Genomic DNA, 20,732 nt, shown 5'->3' on the forward strand with positions numbered 1-20,732 from the left:
GGTTCAGCCGTCGACCCGTAGCGCACCCAGCAGCATCGGCAGGGAAGCATGCAGTTCGCGTTCCCAGTACGCCCAGCCGTGGGTTCCCGGTCCGTAGAAATGGGTGGTCACGTGCTTTGCGCCCACGCTGTCCAGCTCGGCGGCGAGTGCGTGGTTCTGCCGGTTGAAGTCGGCCTCGAGCGCGCTCGTGTTCCCCGGAGGGTCCAACGGCCCGGTGGTGCCGTCGCCGCACGACAGGTACACGGGGATCGACCGGAGCCGGTCGGCCAGGTAGAAGGGGTCGTGGGCTGCCCAGATGCCGCGCTGCGCGACCGGGTCGCCCCAGACCCGCAGCGGGTCGTCGCCCTGGCCGGCGAAGTAACCCAGGATGCGGTTCACCGACTCGTCGTTCAGCAGCGGGTGTGCCGAGCCCGAGTACGCGGCGGTCGCCTTGAACATGCCGGGATGCCGGGCGGCGTACAGCAGCGCGCCCTGGCCGCCCATGGACAGCCCGGCCACGACGCGGTCGCTGCCGGCTGCCCAGTCTCGTTCCAGCAGCCGTCGCAGCTCCACCGTGTGGAACGTCTCCCACGCCGGGTCGCCGCCCTGACCGTAGTTCCACCAGTCGCTGTACCAGCCGTTCCAGCCGGCCTCCGGCATCACCACGAGCACCTTGCGCAGGCTGTCGAGCTGCGCGACGTCGGTGAGGCTGGTCCACGAGGTGTAGTCCCCGCAGCAACCGTGCAGCAGCCAGAGGGTCGGCCAGTGCTGGCGTCGATCGCTCGGGTTCCAGCCGTCGGGCGTGAGGAGCCTGACCTTGACCGTCCGGCCGCCCAGCGCCGCCGACCGCACCGACAGGTCGACCTGACGGTCCGCGACCTGGGTGACGGCGACCACCTCGGCGCCTGCCGACGTCGCGGCGGGTGTGGCGTCGACGCCCCCGACGGTGGGCGCCGGCGACTTCCCGAGCGGGGCGGCGAGCGCCGGCGCGGTGGGCGCGAGGGTGAGGAGCAGAGCGGCAAGGACGAGCAGAAGGCGCGAGCGAAGGGTCAGGACAGCGATCACGGCGGCTCCCTGGGGTTGGTCGCTGCTTGGATGTGGTGCGACGGGGCCGGGTCAGCCCCTGTCGGGCAGGATCAGCAGGGCGTCCCCGACGGGACGTTCACCGGTGGCGTCGGACGGCTGGTTGACCACCTTGCCGTCGATCACCGTCGTGGTGGAGCCGCCTCCGTCGAGGTTCATCGCGTCGCGCAGCCCGAGCGCCCTGGCGATCTCGGCGGCCTCCGGGATGCTGAGCCCCAGCGCGCCGGTGCTGCGCCCGTCGGCGGTGACGAGCACGGTCCGGCCGGCCGCGTCCACCCCGGCCAGCGTGCGCGGATTGCGCTTCTGCACCCAGCCGTAGTACCAGCTGGGGTCGCCCGGGTGCACCATGCCGTCGGTGGCCGGCGTGACGTGGAGCCGCCCGTCGCGGACCAGTTCGGGGCCGCCGTTGACGATGTCGGTGCGGGGTGAGGGCGAGACGGGGTGGCCCTGCCGGTCCAGCAGGGTCGTCCTGATGTGCAGGTGGTCGCCGGCCCGGGCGAGGTCGCTCAGCTCGGCGACGCGCCGGCCGGTCGCCTGCACGGAGCTGCCGCCCGCCGGCAGCGCTCCGCCGCGTGGCGAGCGCAGTTCGACGACCCGGCCATGGGCGTCCAGGACGGCCTCGAGGCCCTCGCCCTGCGGGGTGCGCTGGCCGAAGTCGGGTGTGAAGGCGACGAGTTCGTCGGGGTTGGTGCAGGTCACATCGTGCAGCGGCAGCGAGGTCGGGAGGTCGTGTGCGGTGCCGCCGCAGTTCCTGATGAGACCGGGGACCCGGTTGATGCCGTTCAGGCTCAGCGAGGTGCCTCGCCCGGTGACCTGCCCCCGCCAGGTGAAGCGGGCGATCTCGGTCTGCCCGCCGTCGTCGTGGATCACGAGTCCGGGGCGCCCGCTGACCGGTTCGCTCAGCAGGCGGCCGTCGTACACGCCGACGCCGGCGGGGTCCCCCGGTGCGCCCGCGAGGGGGTCGAGGACGAAGAACCCGGCGTTGACCGCAGCGGTCGCGCCGGCGGCGTTCGACAGCACGCTGGCCGTCTCGCGGTTCTCCAGGTCGGGCCCGTACGCCGCCGTCAGGCTGCCGTGGAACCGGTGCGGGTCGATGGTCAGCACGTCGACACGCCACGGGCCCCGGTCGGTGGAGTCGCCGTCCCAGCCGGTGTACACGGCGGATCCCGCGTACCCGGCTCTGCTCAGGCGGGTGCGTTCGGATGTCGCGGCGGACTGCGCGTCGAACGATCCGACCCGGACCCGCCAGCCGAGCGTCCCGCCGGCGTAGTCGGCCGTCTTCGGCGTCGTCACCTGCTCGACCCGGGCCTCGAAGCCGTCGCGCCGCAGGGCGGCGGCCAGTTCGTCGGCGCTCGCCTTGTCTTTCAGGGTGGTGGGCGGTGCGTCGGGGTCCGGTGAGCTCTCACCGCCGGGTATGGACACCTCGACCGTCCAGTGCAGCGCCGAGTCCTGGCTGCCGCGCACGATGCGGGTGAGGGTGACACCCGGTTGCAGGGTGGTCGTCGTCCGGGTCTCGGTCAGGTCGGAGGGGCCCAACGGCAGCGCGTGCAGGCCGGGCTGCGGAGCCGGGGACGCCTGTGCCGGCAGCGCGCCCGCCGTGACGAGGACACCGAGGACAGCGGCCGCACCGCACAGTCTCTTCTTCATCTGCACCGCCTGGAAGCATGGGACAAGTGATCTACAGGACACGTCTCAGCACCCCGGTATAGGCGTCGGCGTAGCGGACCATGCCGAGGTCGCTGGGGTGGGAGCCATCGGTTGTTGCTTCGTCGTCGTCACCCAGCAGGTCGTCACCTCTGAGGTAGCTCAGGTTCCTGACCCCCGAGGCGAGCAGGTTCCGGTAGGCCTCGCGGTACGCGGTGCGGCTGCCGGCCTGCTGGTCGCGCTCCCCCTTGACCAGCCAGGCGTTGGCGTAGGTGCGGTCCTCGACCATCACGATCGGGATGTGCCCTCGCGCGGCGCGGAGCTGGCGGACGAAGGATTCGCCGCGTTCGCTCACCATGTCCGCATCCATGTTCGGCAGGCAGTCGATGACGAACACCGCGGGATCGAGTTCGGCGAGCAGGGCGCCGACCTCCGGGTCCATGAAGGCGTTTCCGGAGAACCCCAGGTTGATGACGGGCCGGTCGAAGCGACGGCCCAGGAGGGCCGTGAACGCCATGCCGGGGCGGGAGGCACAGGCTCCCTGGAGGATCGACGACCCGTAGAACACCAGCGGTTTACGGGTCCGTGGCGGCACCACCTGGAACGATGCGCCGCTGTCCACCCCGATCTGTAGCGACTCGACGCCGTTGTACAGCGGCAGGTAGGCCGTGTACCGCCGCAGTCCCGCGTCGACACCGGCTGTCAACTGCGCCTGAACGGTCTGCGCCGTGGGCTTGACCACCGCCAGCCAGCGGTCGCGGCCGTCGGCGTCCTGGGCGTACAGATCGACCCCGCTGACACCGGTTGCCGGCATGTGCGGCAGCGCCAGGCTCGGCGAACGCAGCGTGTAGCGGGCGTGGATGACCGGTGAGTCGGTGTGGAACCGGGCCAGCATTCCCGCGGAGTCACGGCTGAGGTCCCACACGGCCTGGCGCACCGAGCCCTCTGCCCGCGCGGGCAGCCGGTCGTAGAAGCGGGCGGTGTCACTCCAGCCCTTCCCCTCCACTCCCCACTGCGCCACGTCGTACCAGGCGATGCCGTCCTCGACCACCGGTTCCGGCTCGGCGGGCGCCGCTGCGGCTGCGGCCGGCCGGGCTCCGGTGAATGCGGGACCGAGCACCGTCGCACCCGCTCCGAAGGCGGCCGTTGCGAGCAGCTGCTTGCGGGTCAGTCCCTGGCGCTCCATCGGCTGTCCCATCTGTGCGGGGCAGGCGAAGCCCACCCACGACTGTCGCCTTGCCAGGCCTCGCCATCGCCTCGCACTGACACAGCTACAGGCACAGCCAAGACACAGCTACGGACAACTGATTAACACACGCCGCATCAATATCGGCCGGGTTCCCCTGCACGTCAAGGTGCGCGAGCAGGCAACATGGCCGAGCGGAGCCGACGCCCGCACCGCACGCGGTCGTCCCGACGGGCGGCCCACGGCGCCCGGTGCACCGACCGGCCACCGGGTCGGACGCGTCAGCGCAGCGGGATGTCGTGGTCGGCGCCCCGCTCGTGCTGCGGGCGGGGGCCGAAGTAGCGCCGCTCGCCCTCGGCGATCGGAACGTCGTTGATGCTGGCCTCGCGGCGGCGCATGAGCCCGTTCTCGTCGAACTCCCACAGTTCGTTGCCGTAGCTGCGGTACCACTGCCCGGCTCGGTCGTGGCACTCGTACTGGAAGCGGACGGCGATGCGGTTGCCGTCGAAGCTCCACAGGCTCTTGCGCAGCGCGTAGTCGAGCTCCCGCTCCCACTTGGCGGTGAGGAACGCGACGATCTCGGCGCGCCCGGTCAGGAACGTGTCACGGTTGCGCCAGACGGAGTCCTCGCTGTAGGCGAGGCTGACCCGGTGCGGGTCGCAGGTGTTCCAGGCGTCCTCGGCGGCCTGCACCTTGTGCAGGGCACTGGCCAGGTCGAAGGGCGGGAAGGGCGGGCGGGGCTCGGACACGGCGCGATCCTTTCTGGGCGCATGCCTCATTGCACACAGCTGTACCACAGCACCGTCCCACTCCAGCGTTCCGCGATGACGGGGCGGACCTGCGACGCGCCCCGCCGGCAACCCTGGACACGGATGCGAAAATGTTCGTTTGCGATCGAACGAGTCGTTGATTATTGACGCTTTCTTCGGGTGACCTCAACCTGTAACGCAGTCAGTGCCCGCCCGGAACAGAAGAAGAGGTCATTCGCCATGACGCTCAACCGCCGTACGTTGTTACTGGCTTCCGGCGCCGCAGTGGCCGGAGCCGCCCTCACCCGGCCCGCCTTCGCGGACGTCTCGCCGGACGCGTTCGAGACCCTGATCGACACGAACACCTTCGACAGCCGCAGCGCGCTGGAGTCCGCCTGGGACTACCTCTACCCGTGGGGCTCCGACCACAACGGCACCGCACGGATGTACGCGAGCCACACCGATCTGTCCCAGCTCTACATCGAGAGCGCCGGCACCCTGGTGTTCAAGGCGACCCGGATCAGCGGGAACGAGGGCACCAGCAGCTCGGATCCGCATCTGCCGATCCACTACCACTCGGCCGCGATCCACGCGAAGAAGCAGGTACTGGTGAACGACCAGTACCCGAACTACGAGGTCAAGGGCGAATTCCAGGCGCCGTCGGCCGCCGGCACCTGGCCCGCCTTCTGGATCACCGGCGCCAACAGCTGGCCCCCGGAGAGCGACATCCTGGAGTTCAAGGGCAGCGCCACCAACTGGTTCAACACCTACGACGGCAGCTGGGAGAACACGAAGGTCTCGGTGTCGGGTCCGGGCTCCTGGCACGGCTACCGGGCGTGGATCGCGAAGTCGAGCTCCACCGACGTGACCATCGACTACTACCTGGACGGCACCTGGGTCGGCCGGCACACGGGCTCGAACTTCGTCGGCAAGCCGATGAACATCATCATCAACCTCCAGATGGAAGGATCCTCCGGATCATCGGGGCCCTCCGGTGACACCTACTTCCGCGCCCGCAACGTCTACGTCGGCCGCAGCAACAACGGCTGAGCCCTGCTCGCCTCCCGCCTCCCGCCTCCCGCCTCCCGCATGATTCGGACATTCCGGATGGGGAACCCGCCCCCGCATGAGGGAGAGCCTGGTGCGAGGCGGCGTTGCCGGCGGCGCCGTCAGAGTGAATCCGGTGGCAGCGTCCTTGGCGCAGGCCGGGCTGATCGGCGCGGTCAGCGGGCTGCGTAGCCAGTGGGGCATGGCCGCGGTCTCCTGGAGCGCCCGCCCCACCATGGCACCCTCGACGAGGCAGGCACTGCTGACCCGGCCATGGGTGCGCGGCACGACCCTGGCCGCCGCTACGGGAGAGTTCATCGCGGACAAGTCACCACGCGTCCCGAGTCGCCTTGCCCCAGCCGGCCTGGTCCCCCGCCTGGTGCTCGGCGCCCTGTCGGGGACGGTGCTGTCCCAGCGCCATCGTGCGCCGACTCCGGGGATCGCAGCCGCGGCCATGGGCGCCTCGGCGGCCGGCGCGTTCGCGTTCGCCGGAGCGCTGTGGCGCCGGACGGCCGGATTCCGCACCGACGCCGTCGCCGCCGCCGTGGAAGACGTCGTGGCCGCGTCCCTGGCCTGTCTCGCCTGCGCCTGACGCGCACATCGCACGGGCAGGTCCAGCAGTGCCGTCCCGCTACGTGAGTTCGGAGATCAGTACCGCACGCGTTCCGGGTTCCAACGCCTGGAAGACGTGCGGTAGGTCGCCCGGGTAGGCGATGTAGTCACCCGGGCGCAGCTCCACCGGCTCGTCCGCGAGGCCGACCAGCGCCCGGCCGCCGCTGAGTACCACGTGCTCCACGGCTCCGGGCATATGGGGGTCGGAGGAGCGCTGCGATCCCGGTTCGGCTGCGATGAAGTAGACGTCGCGCCGGGCCCCGGGAGGGCATGTGCTCAGCAGGACGGCCCGGTAGTCGGCCTGCGACGAGACCACCGCAGGCCCCTCCCCGGCCCGGATCACCTGGACCTTCGGCTCAGGCCTGGCGATCAGCTGGGCGAAGGGCACCTGCAACGCGACACACAGCGCCCAGAGCGTTTCGAGGCTCGGGTTCCCGGCGCCGGACTCCAACTGGGAGAGCGTGGACTTGGCGATGCCGGCCCGCCGGGCGACCTCCGTGAGAGACAGGCCGTTACGGGTGCGCTCCCTGCGCAGCGAGGCGGCGATGACCGCCATCGGTGGCCGGCCCTCCGGCTCGGCGCCCGGGGATGTGTCGTCTGCTGCCATGGTGTCGTTCGCTCCATTGGACGATCGTTCTACTTGACGAACGCGAGGGTCTTGTTCATTGTAAGCAACATGCGTTCGATATGGAGAACCCTGGATCGGGGCCTCTGGCGCGATATCGCTCTGGTCTGTCTGGCGGTCGGGGTGGTCGGCCTGTCGTACGGTGCGACGGCGGTCTCTGCGGGGTTCCCGCCCTGGTTCCCGGTGCTCATGGGGGCACTGGTGCTGGCGGCGTCCTCCGAGTTCCTCTTCATCGGGATCATCGCGGGCGGCGGCAGCCCGATCGCGGCGCTGCTGGCCGGTCTGCTGGTCAACGCTCGCCATCTGCCCTTCGGCCTGGCCGTCCCCGACGTGCTCGGGCGAGGCTGGCGCAGAGCACTCGGCATCCACCTGATGAACGACGAAACCGTGGTCTTCGCCCTGGCCCAGCAGGGCATGCGCCGGCAGAGGGTCACCTACTGGGCCTGCGGACTGGGAATCCTGGTGTGCTGGCCCACCGGTGCCCTGCTGGGGGCAGCGGTGGGTGCGGTCATGCGGGACACGGATGCCTTCGGGCTGGACGCGATGTTCCCGGCCGTGATCCTGGCGCTGGTCATCCCGGCGCTGCGGGATGCCGGGGTTCGACGTGCCGCCCTGCTCGGTGCGGCACTGGCGCTGCTGAGCGTCCCGTTCCTGCCGGCGGGGATCCCGGTGCTGGCCGCGCTCGCGGGACTCGCGGCCCTCGGGCGTTCGACAGACTCCACCACGGGTGCGACGGCGAAGGGGGATGCGGCCTGATGCCGACCGTGACACAGCTGCTCGCCGCGACGCTGGGCCTCACGGCGGGGACCTTCCTGCTGCGGCTCTCCGGACCGCTGTTGAGGACCCGGATCACCTTCCCGCCGCAGGCGGAGAGACTGCTGGAGGTATCGGCCGTCGTGCTCCTGACAGCGCTGGTGGCCGTCACCGCGCTGACCGAAGGGACCGGTCCCGCCGGGGTCGCCCGCCCGGCCGGAGTGCTGCTCGGCGGAGTGCTGGCCTGGCGCAGGGCCCCCTTCCTGGTGGTCGTCCTCGGCGCCGCCGCCGCAACCGCCGCGCTCCGGCTGATCGGCGTGAAGTGAGGTGCGGCCGGGAGCAGGGCCCGCGTGCGGCGCTCCCCTTGCCGGTCACCGGGCCGATCGATGGCTGTCTGCGGAGACATCGCGGGATCAGGGAGCGGCCGGGGAGCGGCGGAAGGGGCGGCAAACGGTGTTGCGCGGCGGGCACGGCGGCTGCATGATCCCCCGGATGGACGACACGCCGAGCCGGTTCCCGGCTTCCGTAACAGCCCTGCGTGCTGCGGCCCGCGAAGCGGGCTTCACCCGGTCCTGCGAGGCCCGCACCGGCAGCCTGCTGGCCACCCTTGCGGCCGCCCGGCCCGGCGGCCGCATCCTCGAACTCGGCACGGGTGTGGGCGAGGGCACCGCCTGGCTTCTCAGCGGGATGGACAGCGCTTCCCAGCTGGTCACGATCGAGCTGGACGAGGCCGTGCAGGAAGTCGCCCGCAGGCAGCTGGGGTCCGATCCACGGGTGTCCTTCGTGGCCGGCGACGGCGGCGCATGGCTGCGGAACTTCGACGGGGAACCGTTCGACCTGGTGTTCGCGGACACCTGGCCCGGCAAGTTCACGCACCTGCAACGAGCCTTGCACCTCGTGGCCCCGGGCGGAACGTCCCTGATCGACGACCTCGATCCGCAGCCCGGCTGGCCGGCCGGCCACGCTGCCGCGGTCGAGCGACTCCTGACCGATCTGGAGGAACGACCGGACTTTCGCTCCGTGCGCATGGCCTGGGCGAGCGGTCTCCTCATGGCGGTGCGGTCAGCCCGGACCTGAGAGCGATCGTGCGGGCTCCGGCGCCCGGCCGGGCCGGGGGCGGCGGCACCGGACGCCGCCCGACGGCTGCCCCGCCCCTCACTCGGCGATGACCTCGGCAAGGCGCTCCCTGCTGCGGGCGGCGATATCGGCGTGCAGGTTGTTGCCGTGGCAGTCGATACCGACGAAGAGCGGGCCGAGATCACGCACCCGGAACTGCCAGAGGCACTCCGGCATCAGGTGCTCCCAGTACACGTTCTCGATCTTCTCGATCTGCTGGGTCTCCAGCGAAGCCGCACCGCCGACGACGGCCAGGTAGACACAGCCGTGCTCGGCCATCGCGGCGGCGGAGTCGGCCGACAGGCCTCCCTTGCCCAGGATCGCCCGCACGCCGAGGCGTTCCAGCAGTGGCCGGGTGAAACGGTCCATGCGTTGACTCGTGGTGGTTCCCACGCACAGCGGCACCCAGTCGTCCCCGTCCTTCTTCACGTTCGGCTGGGTGTGCAGCAGCACGGCGCCGGAGAGGTCGGCGGGGAAGGTGTGTTCCTGGTCCTGCCAGTGGATCAGCGTGGCGTCCCGAAGGCCCCAGACCGTGCCGGTGATGGTGACCTGGTCACCGACCCTGAGCTCGCGCAGCGCGTCGGGGGTCAGCGGTGTCGTCAGGGGGATTACCACGAGTAGCTCCAATCGACGTGCAGGTCGTCGTAGTGAATGCGGGCGGCACGGCGTTCGCCGCGCCAGCACTGCATGTTCACCGCGACGGGGTTCATGGAGTTGTGCGTCCAGGCCCGCTCGATGTGCACGTCGAGTGCGGTGGTGTCACCGCCCAGGCCCTGCGGTCCGATGCCGAGCTTGTTGATCCGCGCGAGCATGTCCTCCTCGAACGCGGCCACCTTGGGGTCGGGATGGCGCTGCCCGACGGGGCGGGCGGTGGCCTCCTTGGCCAGCGCGACGCACTGGTCGGACGATCCGCCGAGACCGACGCCGACCACCAGCGGCGGGCACGCCTTGCCTCCGGCGTCCGCGACGCACCGCAGGATGAAGTCCCTGATCCCCGGTTCCCCGTCCGCGGGCAACAGCATCTTCAGGAACGACCAGTTCTCCGAGCCGGATCCCTTCGGCATCATCAGCAGGTCCAGGTAGTCGGCGCCGGCGGTGAAGTCCATGTGCAGCACCGGGATGTCCTCACCGGTGGAGTCCTGCCGGTTCTTCCTGGTGATGGGGTGGACGATGCTGGAACGGAACGGGGTCTCCAGGGTCGCCCGCCGGGTGCCGGCCTCGATCTCCTGCTTGATGCGCGCGCCGTCGACGTGGGCCCCGGTGCCGATGCGCAGCCAGTAGATGGGGATACCGGTGTCCTGGCAGACCATCATGTTCTTGTCGCCGAGTTCCGCCGCGTCGAGCATGGTGCGCATGATCTGCGCCGCGCGCGGCTCGGACTCCCGCTCGATCGCGGCCTTGAGCGCACGCCGCACGTCGGGCGGTATGTCCTTCAGCGACATCACGTACGCCTCGCGCGCCACGTCCTGGAGCACGGTGTAGAACTTCTCGACCACCTCGGTGATCATGTGAACGACCTCATTTCGTCGTGGCTGTCGGACGTCGGCCGCCGCCGGTCTCAGGTGCCGGCGGAGATTCCGATCACGACAGCGCCGAATACGAACAACGCGACGGTGACCGCGTACAGCACCGCGCGGAGCACCCGCCGGCGGCGTCCGGAGCTGTAGTCGGCCAGCGCGGTGTTCAGCCCGAGCGCACCGTGCAGCAGTGCCGCAGCGAGCATCAGCGCGTCCCAGGTGATCCACAGCGCCTGGCTCCACCGTCGGGCGACGAAGGTGGCGTTGGTCGCGGCGACGTCCGTGGCGAAGTGCACCACCACGAAATGGCCGCACACCAGCACCGCCAGCAGTACGCCGGTGAGCCGTATCAGCAGATAGGGAATCGCGTGGCGGGGCACGCCCTTCGCGGGTGCGGGAAGCGGCTCCGGCGCGGTGCGCGCGTTCTGGCTCACGCTCATGTCAGCTCCGGGTACAGGATGATCACGCTCCCGAGCACGCCGGCGATCAGCGTGACGATCGTGACGCCGAACAGCGCCCGGCCCGCCGCCGCGCGGCCCAGATCGGCGATGTCGATGGCCAGCAGGCGCAGCCCGTTCAGCGTGTGGAAGAGGATGGCGAACAGCAGCCCGCACTCGAAGATCCGCATCGGCCAGGTGCCGTAGAGCTCGTGGACGTTGTCGAAGAGGGCGTGCGAGAACGCGTACAGACTGACGTCGACGATGTGCAGGCAGAGGAAGACGAAGATCACCGCGCCGCTGATGCGGTGTGCGTAGAAGGCCCATCGGTTCAGCTCGCCGCGGTCCGCTCCGGGGAGCGCGAGACGGCGCAGGAACCCCCAGGTCAGATAGGCTCCGCCCGCGGTACGCCGGGCACCGACACCGACCACGGCGGCGAACGCCACGATGGCGACGACCGCGGCGCTGAGCGCGAGGAGGAAGAGCGACTGCGCCAGGGTCATGGCGCCCCCACCTGCTGGGTCGGCTCGGCCTGGTCCGCCTGAGCAGTGGGCTTCGGTGGCTCGTGTCTGGTGAACTCCACCGGGCGGTAGTCCACACCGATCTCGCCGTCCACACGGTTCAGCACCACGTAGCGCAGCCACTCGTCGTTGTCGGCATCGGGAAAGTCCGACCGGAAGTGGGCGCCGCGCGACTCTTCCCGCAGCAGCGCGGAGGTCGCGACCAACTTCGCCACCTGTACCTGATTGACCAGGTCAAGGGCCTCCTGCCAGGCGAAGTTGACCTCGGCGGGGCCGGGCACGCCGACCTTGGCCACCCGCTCGGTGAGCTCGTCGATCCCGGCGAGCGCCCGTTGCAGGCCCGCGCGGTCGCGCACCACACCGCAGTCGGTCCACATCAGTTCCTTCAGCTCCGCGGTGAGGCCGAAGGGCAGTTCACCTCCGGACCGTTCCAGCGGCGCGTAGACCCGGCGCAGGATGTCACCGAGCTGGCCGGTGTCCGGTTCCCGCAGGTCACGGGTGGCGGCGAGCTCGGCCGCTGTGTCCCCGGAGCGTGCGCCGAACACCGTCGACTCCGCCACGCCGTTGCCGCCGAGCCGGTTGGCGCCATGGGTGCCGCCGGCGTCCTCGCCGGCCACCAGCAACCCCTCGATGCCGGTGCGGCAGTCCTGGTCGATGATCGCGCCGCCCATGTGGAAGTGCGCGGTCGGCGACACCGGGACGGGACGGCGCGCCAGGTCCTCACCGATCTGGCGGGTGCGCTCGACCATGCCGGGAAAGCGGCGCTCCACCTCCTCGGCGCCCAGCGCGGCGGAGATGTCGATGAGCACGCCGCCCGCCTCGGTCCCGCGGCCGGCCATGATCTCCAGATAGCTGGAACGGGAGACGATGTCGCGCGTGGACCTTTCCATCCGCTCGGGGTCGTAGCGCTGCATGTAGCGCTCGCCCTCGGCGTTGTACAGGTGGGCGCCGGCGCCGCGCAGGCCCTCTTCGAGCACCGCGCCGTTGAGCCGGGAACGACCGGCGAGCAGCCCGGTGGGGTGGAACTGCATCATCTCCATGTCCCGCATGTCCAGCCCGGCCCGCCAGCAGAGTGCGACCCCGTCGCCGGTCTTCTCCCGTGCCGGCGCGGAGATCTTGTACATGGTCGCGGCACCGCCGGTCGCCACGACCACCACCCGGGCCCGCACCAGGACCGGTCTGCCCGAACGGATGTCGAGCACCAGCAGCCCGGCCAGTTCACCCGCCCTGTCGCGCACGATCTCCAGCGCCCGTACGTCCTCCATCTCGCGGACGCCGAGCCGCAGCATCTGGTCGCGCAGCCGGCCCATGATCTCGATGCCGGTGAGGTCGCCGCGGTGCACGGTGCGGTCGAAGCGCTGGCCGGCGAACGCCTTCTGGTGGATGCGTCCGTCGGGGGCACGGTCGAAGAAGCAACCGGCTCTGGTCTCGAGCTCGCGGATGACCTTGGGGGCGTCACGCACCAGCGTGGCCGCCAGCTCCTGGTCGTTGAGGTACTTCCCGCCGTCAAGGGTGTCCAGCAGGTGCAGGTCCAGCGAGTCGTCCTCGTTCAGCACCGCGTTGAACCCGCCCTGCACCATCCTGGTGCAGCCGGACCTGCCGACGGCTCCCTTGCTGATCACGGTGATGTCGAGTTCGGGGGCGCGGGCCTTGGCGCGCAGTACGCACATCAGCCCGGCGCCACCACTGCCGATCACCGCTATGTCGGTGTCGACACGGTCCAGTTCGTCCGGGCTAGACACTCCCACGGTTCCTCCAACGTCGCAGCTGCCGAATCGCCTTCGCTGGATCGAGCCCCTTCGGACAGGCGCCGGTGCACTCGTACATGTAGTGGCAGCGGTCGATGCTGCCGCTCTCCTCGACCACCCTCGCCCGCTCCTCGGTCGCGCTGTCCCTGCTGTCGGCCAGCAGCACCATCGCGCGCTGCAACGCGGCAGGGCCGAGGAAGTCCCGTCCCGAAGCGGCGACGCCGCAGCCGGAGTAGCAGGCCGCGCAGCCGATGCAGTCCAGGGCCGGTGCGATCAGCTCCCGCTCGGGGCTGTCCGGCGGTATCACGGCGGGCTCGACACGTTCCTCGTCCGGGGTGAACGGGATGACCGCAGCCCACTGCCGCCAGAACGGGGCGGTGTCGACGATCAGATCGCGGATGACCTCGAGCCCCGCGGCCGGGTCGATGCGCAGGGCAACGGTGTCCTCGGGCACCCTGGTCTGACAGGCCAGCGTGGACCGTCCGTCCACCCGGACCGTGCACGTGCCGCACATCGCGACCCGGCAGGAGAACCGGAAACCCAGTGAAGGGTCGTGGTCCCGCTGGATCGCGAGCAGCACGTCCAGCACCATCATCGGCTCGATCCGCACCACGTCGAAGACGCTCGGCGCCTCAGGATCGGTCCGGTGAAGGGTGACGCGGATGGTGTCCGAAGTGCGCTTCCCTCTCAACCGTCGCTCCATCTTTCACGAGTTCGGTGAGCTGCCTGCCCCCTGTCGGTGTCGCACGAAGGCGCCGATCCGGAGGGCGCCCACATGGCCTGAGGACTGACCTCTGCACGCAGACAAGCACAGATAACCGCCGACGGGCAAGGGTGCAGGTTCCTTCCTGCCGCTGTCCTTGACGCTCGATTCGCCGGTACCTACAGTCCAGCCTCACGGCGCACGGTCAGACCTCAGGTCACCAAATGAGTGGGGACGTCTTCCTATGACTGTCAGGGACAACCGGCCACCACACCCGTCAACGGACGTCACGCCGCCGCAGCGGCCGTCCGGAATCAGTGACGAGACCACCAGGACCGGTCTCGCCGCCTCCTTGCTGAGCGGACTCGGATGGCTCTTCGACGCCTACGTCATCAACATCTTCGCGCTGGTGCTTCCCCTGGTCGCGCTCAGCTTCGGCACCTCTCCCGCCCGGCTCGGCATCGTCGCCTCGCTGTTCCTGCTGGGATACGCGGTGGGGACCATCGGCTTCGGGCTGCTCACCGACAGACTCGGACGCAAACGGTCACTGAGCCTCTCCATCGGGGGCTACGCCGTGCTCACCGCGCTGACCGGCGCGTCACCGAACATCGCGACCATGGGCGTGTTGCGCTTCCTTACCGGGGTCGGCGGTGGTGGCGAGCTGCCGGTCGGCGCCACGTTCACCAGCGAGATGTGGCCGGCCCGCCGCAGGGGGCTCGGCATCGGACTGATGTACTCCGGCTACCCGCTGGGCTATCTGCTGGCCGTCGGGGGCGCCTTCGTCGCGGACATCATCGGCTGGCGATGGATCTTCGTCATGTCGCTGGTGCCCGGTGTGTTGATTCTGGCGATCCGCTCCGCGATCAAGGAATCGCCGCGCTTCGTGGTGGTGCAGGAGCAGATGCAGCAACGCTCCGCACAGGCGCGGGGCAGCCGGCACGATTTCCTGAACGTCCGCACGATCCTGGCCGACAAGGTGGAACGCAGGCACCTGCTGATCGGTGTCCTGATCTTCATCCCGCTGGCGTACTGCTACTACGCGCTGTCGGTGTTCCTGCCCGAGTACATGCGCGAGACCCTGCATCTGAGCTACAACGACACGCTGGTGTACCTGACCTTCCTGACGGTTTCCTACTTCGTCCTCGCGATCCTCGTGGCCTGGCTCGGCGACATCGTCGGCCGCAAGCCGACCGCCATCGGTTCCGCGGTCGTCGCCGGTATCGGCGGTGTCGCGATGTTCACGACGCACTCTCCGGCCACGTTCCTGGCGATCGGGCTGATCGCCTACCCGGCGTGGGTGGGTCTGACGTGGACGATCGGCATCGCCTACGTCAACGAGATCTTCCCGACCAGCATGCGCGGTTCCGGGTTCGGCCTCAGCGTGGGAGCCGGCAGGATCATCTCGATCGCGGCACCCACCATCGGCGGCGCCCTCTCCGGCAGCATCGGCCTGGGCGGCAGTTTCAAGGTCGCGGCAGGGCTGTGGGTACTGCTCGTGATCGGTTTCCTGCTCGGGCCGGAGACCAAGCGGAAGACGCTGGAAGAGATCGAACGGTCCGAAGCCGAGCGGGTGCACGGCCGGTAGCGGAACCGGTGCGGCGACAGCGCGCCGTGAAGCGGTCGGGGAGGCCGGGCTCGAACTCGGCCGGGGCCGGCCCCGCCTGCCGCTCAGGCACCACCTCCGCCCCGGCCCCGGCTGGCCCATGGGCAAGATGGGCTTCATCTTCGACGGGAGCCAACCTCACCGTCGAGCGTGCCCGCACCGGCCAAGGCCCGCAGTGCCTCGTCACCGGACCCGTCTGAAGCCCGCCTCCCACACGACCGCAAGGAGTTCCCGTGTCCGCTGAGGACGTCAACACCAAGGCATGGACCGTCCACGGACAGCAGCAGGTGGTCCGTGCCCGCCGCCTGCCGGATCGGCCCGTACGCCTCTCCAGCCGCCCCCGCGCAGCGCTCCCGCCCGTGCCACACGCGGCCATCGGCGTCGGTGCCATCGTCCTCGGCGACGACGGCCTGCTACTCGGCCGCCACCGCTACGGCACCCTCGAACTGCCGGGCGGAACGGTCGAGCCCGGCGAGTCCCTCGAGCAGACCGTGGTACGGGAACTCGCCGAGGAGACCGGACTGCGCGCCCGGGCCGAGGACGTCACGCTCCTGGGCACGCTCGTCGACCACGTCGACCACGTCGTACGCGTCACCGTCGGCGCCGTCGTCGACGCCTGGCAGGGCCGGCCCGCCACCCAGCCGGACGAGAGCGTCGGCGACTGGGCCTGGTACCCGCTCGACCGGCTGCCCGACGGACTGTTCGTGTGCAGCGCCCAGATCCTCACCGCCTGGCGCCCCGACCTGCCCATCGACCACTCCCCCGCGCACTTCAGCCCCTACGCGTAGCGCACGCCCAGCGCGCGGCGGACCGGGCCCCTGTCAGGCCAGGATGCGGGTCGCGAGTCCGGTCAGCTGCTCCTCGAGACCCCGCAGCCCGTCCAGGTCGTCCGCGACCAGATATGCGGTGACCAGCTGTGCCGTCGCGGCCACCAGCGCCTCGCAACCGAACCGCTGCTCGGCGGACGAGACCTGGAAGATCTCCGCGATGGCGTCCGCGAACTGCCGCTGGCTCTCCCGGCGCCGGGCCATCGCCTCGGGCCCGGCCGCGTACACCTCGACGAGGAACAGCCGGGCCAGCGAGGGGTGTTCGGCGAGCGTGTGCAGATAGAGGTGCAGCAGCTCCCGCAGCGTCTCGCGCGGCGCGCGGTCCGGGTCGGCCGGCAGCTCCAGCCTGCCGGTCACCACCTCAGTCGCCGCGTCGAGTGCCTGGATGAAACAGTCCTGCTTGGAACGGAACTGCTGGTAGAACGTCTCGCGCGACACCCCGGCGCGCCGGATGATCTCGGCGACCGGTGTCGCCGCGTACCCCTTCTCCTGCACCGCCTCCGCCATCGCCCACAGCATCCGGACCCGCTGCGACGCGACGACCTCGGCACGGCTGAGCCGGTGCCGGCCGCTGGGCAGTGGCCCTTCCGGGGGTTGTTCCAGGGATGGCTCAGCCACGTCCACGTCGTCCTCCGCGGTCCGGATCGGGCTCCAGACGGAGTGTAGTGATGGCGGTGGCGAGCATCTGGTAATGGCCCGTGAGCAGCAGGAACTCGATTGCCTGCGGCTCGGTCAGATGGGTGCGAAGTGCCTTCCAGGTCGCGTCGTCGAGGTCCTGTTCCGCATGGAGCATGTCCACGGCGGTGAGCAGCACCCGCTGCCGGGGCGTCCAGCCGGCCGCGTCGGGGCCTGACCGGATCCGTTCGACGTCGGCGGTGCTGACTCCCGCCCGGCGGCCGAGCCGCACATGGTGGCTGAACTCGTAGGCGCAGTGCCGCAGATGAGCCACGCGCAGGATGATCAGCTCGGTGTCATGACGTGGCAGGGTGCCGCCCGGCATCAGCCGTCCCGCGAACCGGAGCCAGCCGCGGAACACCCTTCGGTTGCGGCCGAGGGTGAGGAACAGCGCCGGTGGCACGGTGCCTGCGACCCGTCCCGATATGCGGCTGAACACCCAGGTCAGCAGGCCGACATCGGCCCGGCTGCCCGGCGCGATGCGCGCCTGCCCCACCGTCCGGTCCGTCGCCCCGCTCACCGTCCGGCCTCCGGCGCAGCGGCCCGCAGTGCCCGGTCGGCGACGCGGTTGAACAGCCGCATGGCCAGCACGTACACCGGTGGCAGGACGCGCTGCACCAGGTGCAGCGTCCGGATCCAGGGCGATGTGTGCACGAGATAGCGCTTGCGGCGCATGCCGTCGAGGATGGCCACCGCCACCTCGTCAGGCGTCACCGCCAACCGCTTGAAGCGCGCTTGGACTCGCTTGAAGGCGGGGCTGTCCTTGTCGACGCCGGCGATGTCGACGCTCTTGGTCAGTGGCGTGTCCACCGCGCCCGGGCAGACGAGGGTGACGCCGATGCCGTGCCGGTGCAGGTCGAAGCGCAGCACCTCCGACACGCCGCGCAGCCCGTACTTGCTCGCGCTGTACGCGGCGTGCCACGGCAGCCCGACGAGACCGGCGGCGGAGGAGACGTTCACCAGGTGCCCGCCGCGGCCCGCTTCGGCCATGGCGGGCACGAAGGACTCGATGACGTGGATCGGGCCCATCAGATTGACCTCGACCTGGGAGCGCCAGTGGCGGTGCTCCAGCGTCTGCACCGTGCCCCAGGCGGAGATCCCGGCGACGTTCATGACCACGTCCATGGCGCCGCCGTCCGCGTGGCACTTCTCGGCCAGTGTCCGCATCTGCTCGTACGAGGAGACGTCGGCGGGCTGCGCCAGACCGACCTCGCCGCCCGCGTCCCGGATCGCCGCCACCGTGCCCGTCAGCCCGGTCCGGTCGATGTCGGTGAGGAAGAGCACGGCACCCTGGGCCGCGGCCCGGAGGGCGACGGCCCGCCCGATCCCGCTTGCGGCGCCGGTGACGAACACCCGCCGGCCGGCCAGGAATCGTCCTTCCGGATGCTTCATGCGGTGCACTCCCAGACTCCGAAGGCTGAGCGGTACAGGAAAACTCTCCCACCCGACGAGGCGGGCGCGCCGCCGGGCGGCGCAGGTCTCGGACGCTTCGGGCCGTTACGGATGGGGCACCTCGACCTTCACCGGGTCACCGCCCGGGTAGTGCACGGTCACGTCGTGCTCCAGATGCCGGTCGAACAGGAACATCCCCGCGTACTTCCGGTCCACGCAGACCTTCCAGCTCTTGGTGGTGCTGTCGCCGGGCGCGATCGGCACCGGAAGTCTCCGGTGCGATGTCTGCGTCACCCAGGGCACGCCGAGGGCGCCGACGATGTGCGTGTCGAAGTCGACGGTGCCGGAGTGCACCGGCGTACCGCCGGTGTTGGTGAAGGTCAGCGTGACCTTCTCGCACCACGGCACGCCGGCCGACGCCGGGTGCGGACTGCTCACGTGGAGTGCGCCGTCACCACCGGAGCCCGACGTACCGCTGCCGCCCGCTCCGTCACCGCCCTTACCACCGCCGGCCGTTCCGCCACTCCCCGTCGTACCGTCGTCCGGGGCGCCGTCGTCCGTGCCTCCGTCGGTGGATCCCGGCGCGGGGTGGGCACCGTACGCTGCGGAGCCCGAGCCGCTCCTGGTGGTCATCCGGATGCCGAGCCCGTCCACGGACAGCGCGTCGGACGTGATGAGGGCCTGCTCCCCCCGCACCTTCGTCATGTAGACGAACGGCGGCACGACGGGCGGCGCGGGCAGCTTGTCCGGCGCGAAGGTGACGCACGCCGGGCCCGGGATGCCCTCGATGCACCCCGAGAAGGACTTCATGTAGAGCGTCACGTGACCCGTCATCGTGATGATGTTCGACGTCAGCTCCTGCTGGGCGTCGCCCGGATCGCGCGATTGCAGTCGGTAGTCCGTGAGCGTCGCCGCGTTCATCCGCAGCACGATCACCTTGAAGCGGCCCTTGGCCGTGGTCATCTCCGTGGTCCCGGCGAGCGTGAAACCCTGCGGCGAGAAACGGGACGCGGTGACCACCGCAGGCGCCAGCGCGACCCGCCCCGGCGCCGCGTCCGCCTCCGCGGCCTGTGCCCGCGGCCCGCCCACGCCGACGAGGGCAAGCGTCAGCACCAGGGGCAGCACCACGGCCAGGGCGCGCCCGGACGGCTCAGGGCTGTCGCCGGTCCCACCCGCCCCGGCGGCCTCCTCGGTCCCGCTCGCCCTGCCCGTGTCGCCCGCAGGTACGGCGGGCCGCGGTGTCCAGCCGAAGCCCATCGCGCTCCCGGTGATGCCCAGCGCGGTGCCGAGGACGAAGCCCCCGAGGTTCGTCGCCACGAAGGACAGCACCGAGAGCAGCAGCGCGTTGAGGCTGACGTAGGTGCGGGCGTGCGGCGCCAGGATCAGGAAGGCGCCCGCGAGGATGAGCGCAGCCCCGATGCCGATCGCCGCAAGGCCACCGAGTCCGAGGTTCACCAGCACGCTGAGCGGGGACAGCGGCGCGAGCAGCACGTCCGTGCCCGCCGCGCCGAGCAGCACCCCCGCCCAGAACGGCCGCCGCCGGCGCCAGGACCGGAACACGGCACGCTGCCGCGGCCACGGCAGGCGCGCGTCGAGAAGCGCGCCGGCGCGGGCGCTGCCGGGGCGCCTCAGTAGCATTCCTTGCCGTCCTTGCGCAGGCTGATGCTCATGCCCTTGAGGCGGAAGTCGCCGCCCATGGCGCTCCAGGCGCTGGAGTGCACCTTGGTCACGTCCACGTCCTTGACCTGCATCCCGAACGTGCCTGCCGGGCCCTTGACGCCCGGCACCGCGTCCAGCGTCCCGGCGTCCCGGCCGATCTGGGCGGCGCCGAAGTTCGAGTCGCCGGAGAGCGAGTCGCCGTCGATGGTCAGGCTCCCGGCCGTGACCGTCCCGGCGTCGCCGCCGGCCGTGAGCCGGAAGACGACCGTGCCTATGGGGGTGTCGATGCGGGTGGACTGGCAGATGTCCGAGAGCCGGACGTCCTTCAGGGCCAGCAGCGACACCGCGTGCTTGGCGCCGTCCCCGGACCTGTCCACCTGCACGTACGAGGACAGGCCGGCGCTGACGAGATGGCCGGAGCTCATCTTGAAGTTGGTGCCGGACACCGCGAACGACGCGGCCAGCGCGCCCTGGGACATCAGGGTGGCCAGGACGCCCACGGCCAGGACGGCCGGTACGGCGACGACGGCACTCTTCTTCCAGGCCGTTCGGCCCTCGGGAGACGTCGGCTCGATGGGGTCGTCGATTGCGCTCACGGGAACCTCCGGTGGGGTCGGCAGGACGGTGGTGCGAAGGTCAGCGGCACATCAGGATTGGCGAACAAGGCTGTACACGAAATATTGGCGAACAGTGTTGTACACGAATTCCCGCCGGGTCGCCAGAGGCGGCGCGCACGCCGAGTGCCCGCGTGGCGCGCCGAGTTCGCGTCACCGGTGACGACCTGGGGGGTCAGGGGCCAGGGCCAGGGGCAAGGCCAGGCCAGGGGCAAGAGTCAGAGGCAGGAGTCAGGGCCAGG

General features: G+C 70.6%; 22 protein-coding genes and 1 pseudogene. 7 read left to right on the top strand and 16 right to left on the bottom strand.

Going from position 1 to position 20,732, the window contains the following annotated elements:
- Nucleotides 1-3: 3 nt before the first annotated feature.
- The 4 genes from NQO67_RS07095 to NQO67_RS07110 all read right to left on the bottom strand — a co-directional run bounded on the left by NQO67_RS07095 (nt 4) and on the right by NQO67_RS07110 (nt 4,641).
- Entirely contained in the window at nt 4-1,044 is a 1,041-nt protein-coding gene (locus NQO67_RS07095) for an alpha/beta hydrolase (protein ID WP_255948104.1), read from the bottom strand.
- Nucleotides 1,045-1,095: 51 nt separating this feature from the next.
- Complete coding sequence (locus NQO67_RS07100; RefSeq protein WP_255948116.1) at nt 1,096-2,709, bottom strand: phosphodiester glycosidase family protein; 1,614 nt, start codon at nt 2,707-2,709, stop codon at nt 1,096-1,098.
- A 31-nt stretch (nt 2,710-2,740) separates the two neighbouring features.
- Nucleotides 2,741-3,892, bottom strand: a complete 1,152-nt coding sequence (locus tag NQO67_RS07105) for an SGNH/GDSL hydrolase family protein (RefSeq protein WP_255948118.1) — start codon at nt 3,890-3,892, stop codon at nt 2,741-2,743.
- Nucleotides 3,893-4,173: 281 nt separating this feature from the next.
- Nucleotides 4,174-4,641 carry a nuclear transport factor 2 family protein gene (locus NQO67_RS07110; RefSeq protein ID WP_255948120.1) on the bottom strand — a complete coding sequence of 156 codons (468 nt, stop codon included), beginning with the start codon at nt 4,639-4,641 and terminating at the stop codon, nt 4,174-4,176.
- A gap of 240 nt (nt 4,642-4,881) precedes the next feature.
- Here NQO67_RS07110 and NQO67_RS07115 point away from each other — a divergent pair, with 240 nt between their 5' ends.
- Both NQO67_RS07115 and NQO67_RS07120 read left to right on the top strand, forming a co-directional pair.
- Nucleotides 4,882-5,691 (top strand): LamG domain-containing protein, encoded by an 810-nt coding sequence (locus NQO67_RS07115; protein ID WP_255948122.1) that lies wholly within the window; start codon nt 4,882-4,884, stop codon nt 5,689-5,691.
- A 133-nt stretch (nt 5,692-5,824) separates the two neighbouring features.
- Entirely contained in the window at nt 5,825-6,280 is a 456-nt protein-coding gene (locus NQO67_RS07120) for a DUF4126 family protein (RefSeq protein ID WP_255948124.1), read from the top strand.
- A gap of 39 nt (nt 6,281-6,319) precedes the next feature.
- Here NQO67_RS07120 and NQO67_RS07125 read toward each other — a convergent pair whose 3' ends face one another.
- On the bottom strand, nt 6,320-6,907 hold the full coding sequence (locus tag NQO67_RS07125) for a helix-turn-helix domain-containing protein (RefSeq protein ID WP_255948126.1): 588 nt from the start codon (nt 6,905-6,907) through the stop codon (nt 6,320-6,322).
- Between the two features lie 69 nt (nt 6,908-6,976).
- On the opposite strand from NQO67_RS07125, the gene NQO67_RS07130 reads away from it, so the two are divergent.
- From NQO67_RS07130 to NQO67_RS07140, 3 genes are all read left to right on the top strand, one after another.
- Nucleotides 6,977-7,681: an AzlC family ABC transporter permease gene (locus NQO67_RS07130; protein WP_255948128.1), complete on the top strand. Its 705-nt coding sequence runs from the start codon at nt 6,977-6,979 to the stop codon at nt 7,679-7,681.
- Nucleotides 7,681-8,004, top strand: a complete 324-nt coding sequence (locus NQO67_RS07135) for an AzlD domain-containing protein (RefSeq protein ID WP_255948130.1) — start codon at nt 7,681-7,683, stop codon at nt 8,002-8,004. The genes NQO67_RS07130 and NQO67_RS07135 overlap by 1 nt, the downstream gene beginning before the upstream one ends.
- Nucleotides 8,005-8,170: 166 nt before the next feature.
- Nucleotides 8,171-8,755: an O-methyltransferase gene (locus tag NQO67_RS07140; RefSeq protein ID WP_255948132.1), complete on the top strand. Its 585-nt coding sequence runs from the start codon at nt 8,171-8,173 to the stop codon at nt 8,753-8,755.
- Nucleotides 8,756-8,833: 78 nt separating this feature from the next.
- Here the strand turns inward: NQO67_RS07140 and NQO67_RS07145 are convergent, their stop codons facing one another.
- The 6 genes from NQO67_RS07145 to NQO67_RS07170 are packed head-to-tail and all read right to left on the bottom strand — an operon-like array spanning nt 8,834 to nt 13,708.
- On the bottom strand, nt 8,834-9,409 hold the full coding sequence (locus NQO67_RS07145) for a FumA C-terminus/TtdB family hydratase beta subunit (RefSeq protein ID WP_255948134.1): 576 nt from the start codon (nt 9,407-9,409) through the stop codon (nt 8,834-8,836).
- Nucleotides 9,403-10,302 carry a fumarate hydratase gene (locus NQO67_RS07150; protein ID WP_255948136.1) on the bottom strand — a complete coding sequence of 300 codons (900 nt, stop codon included), beginning with the start codon at nt 10,300-10,302 and terminating at the stop codon, nt 9,403-9,405. The genes NQO67_RS07145 and NQO67_RS07150 overlap by 7 nt, the downstream gene beginning before the upstream one ends.
- A gap of 50 nt (nt 10,303-10,352) precedes the next feature.
- Entirely contained in the window at nt 10,353-10,751 is a 399-nt protein-coding gene (locus NQO67_RS07155; protein WP_255948137.1) for a succinate dehydrogenase/fumarate reductase transmembrane subunit, read from the bottom strand.
- Nucleotides 10,748-11,251, bottom strand: coding sequence for a succinate dehydrogenase, cytochrome b556 subunit (sdhC, locus tag NQO67_RS07160; RefSeq protein WP_255948138.1), 504 nt, complete (start codon nt 11,249-11,251; stop codon nt 10,748-10,750). The genes NQO67_RS07155 and sdhC overlap by 4 nt, the downstream gene beginning before the upstream one ends.
- Nucleotides 11,248-13,011 (bottom strand): FAD-binding protein, encoded by a 1,764-nt coding sequence (locus tag NQO67_RS07165; RefSeq protein ID WP_255948139.1) that lies wholly within the window; start codon nt 13,009-13,011, stop codon nt 11,248-11,250. The genes sdhC and NQO67_RS07165 overlap by 4 nt, the downstream gene beginning before the upstream one ends.
- Complete coding sequence (locus NQO67_RS07170) at nt 13,004-13,708, bottom strand: succinate dehydrogenase/fumarate reductase iron-sulfur subunit (protein WP_255948140.1); 705 nt, start codon at nt 13,706-13,708, stop codon at nt 13,004-13,006. The genes NQO67_RS07165 and NQO67_RS07170 overlap by 8 nt, the downstream gene beginning before the upstream one ends.
- A gap of 256 nt (nt 13,709-13,964) precedes the next feature.
- Here NQO67_RS07170 and NQO67_RS07175 point away from each other — a divergent pair, with 256 nt between their 5' ends.
- Both NQO67_RS07175 and NQO67_RS07180 read left to right on the top strand, forming a co-directional pair.
- Nucleotides 13,965-15,305 carry an MFS transporter gene (locus NQO67_RS07175; protein ID WP_255948141.1) on the top strand — a complete coding sequence of 447 codons (1,341 nt, stop codon included), beginning with the start codon at nt 13,965-13,967 and terminating at the stop codon, nt 15,303-15,305.
- Between the two features lie 299 nt (nt 15,306-15,604).
- A pseudogene (locus NQO67_RS07180) lies at nt 15,605-16,111 on the top strand (NUDIX domain-containing protein); the annotation flags it as partial.
- 33 nt (nt 16,112-16,144) lie between these two features.
- Here NQO67_RS07180 and NQO67_RS07185 read toward each other — a convergent pair.
- From NQO67_RS07185 to NQO67_RS07205, 5 genes are all read right to left on the bottom strand, one after another.
- Nucleotides 16,145-16,768, bottom strand: a complete 624-nt coding sequence (locus tag NQO67_RS07185; RefSeq protein WP_255948142.1) for a TetR/AcrR family transcriptional regulator — start codon at nt 16,766-16,768, stop codon at nt 16,145-16,147.
- Nucleotides 16,761-17,345 carry a carboxymuconolactone decarboxylase family protein gene (locus tag NQO67_RS07190; protein WP_255948143.1) on the bottom strand — a complete coding sequence of 195 codons (585 nt, stop codon included), beginning with the start codon at nt 17,343-17,345 and terminating at the stop codon, nt 16,761-16,763. The genes NQO67_RS07185 and NQO67_RS07190 overlap by 8 nt, the downstream gene beginning before the upstream one ends.
- The gene (locus NQO67_RS07195; protein ID WP_255948144.1) at nt 17,342-18,217 is read right to left on the bottom strand and encodes an SDR family oxidoreductase; all 876 of its coding nucleotides are present in this window, start codon (nt 18,215-18,217) and stop codon (nt 17,342-17,344) included. Before NQO67_RS07195 ends, NQO67_RS07190 begins: the two co-directional genes overlap by 4 nt.
- Before the next feature lie 105 nt (nt 18,218-18,322).
- Complete coding sequence (locus NQO67_RS07200; RefSeq protein WP_255948146.1) at nt 18,323-19,855, bottom strand: DUF6114 domain-containing protein; 1,533 nt, start codon at nt 19,853-19,855, stop codon at nt 18,323-18,325.
- Nucleotides 19,846-20,472: a DUF6230 family protein gene (locus tag NQO67_RS07205; RefSeq protein ID WP_255948148.1), complete on the bottom strand. Its 627-nt coding sequence runs from the start codon at nt 20,470-20,472 to the stop codon at nt 19,846-19,848. Before NQO67_RS07205 ends, NQO67_RS07200 begins: the two co-directional genes overlap by 10 nt.
- Nucleotides 20,473-20,732 lie beyond the last annotated feature (260 nt).

Source organism: Streptomyces odontomachi, assembly GCF_024435355.1.
GTDB classification, from domain to species: Bacteria; Actinomycetota; Actinomycetes; order Streptomycetales; family Streptomycetaceae; genus Streptomyces; species Streptomyces odontomachi.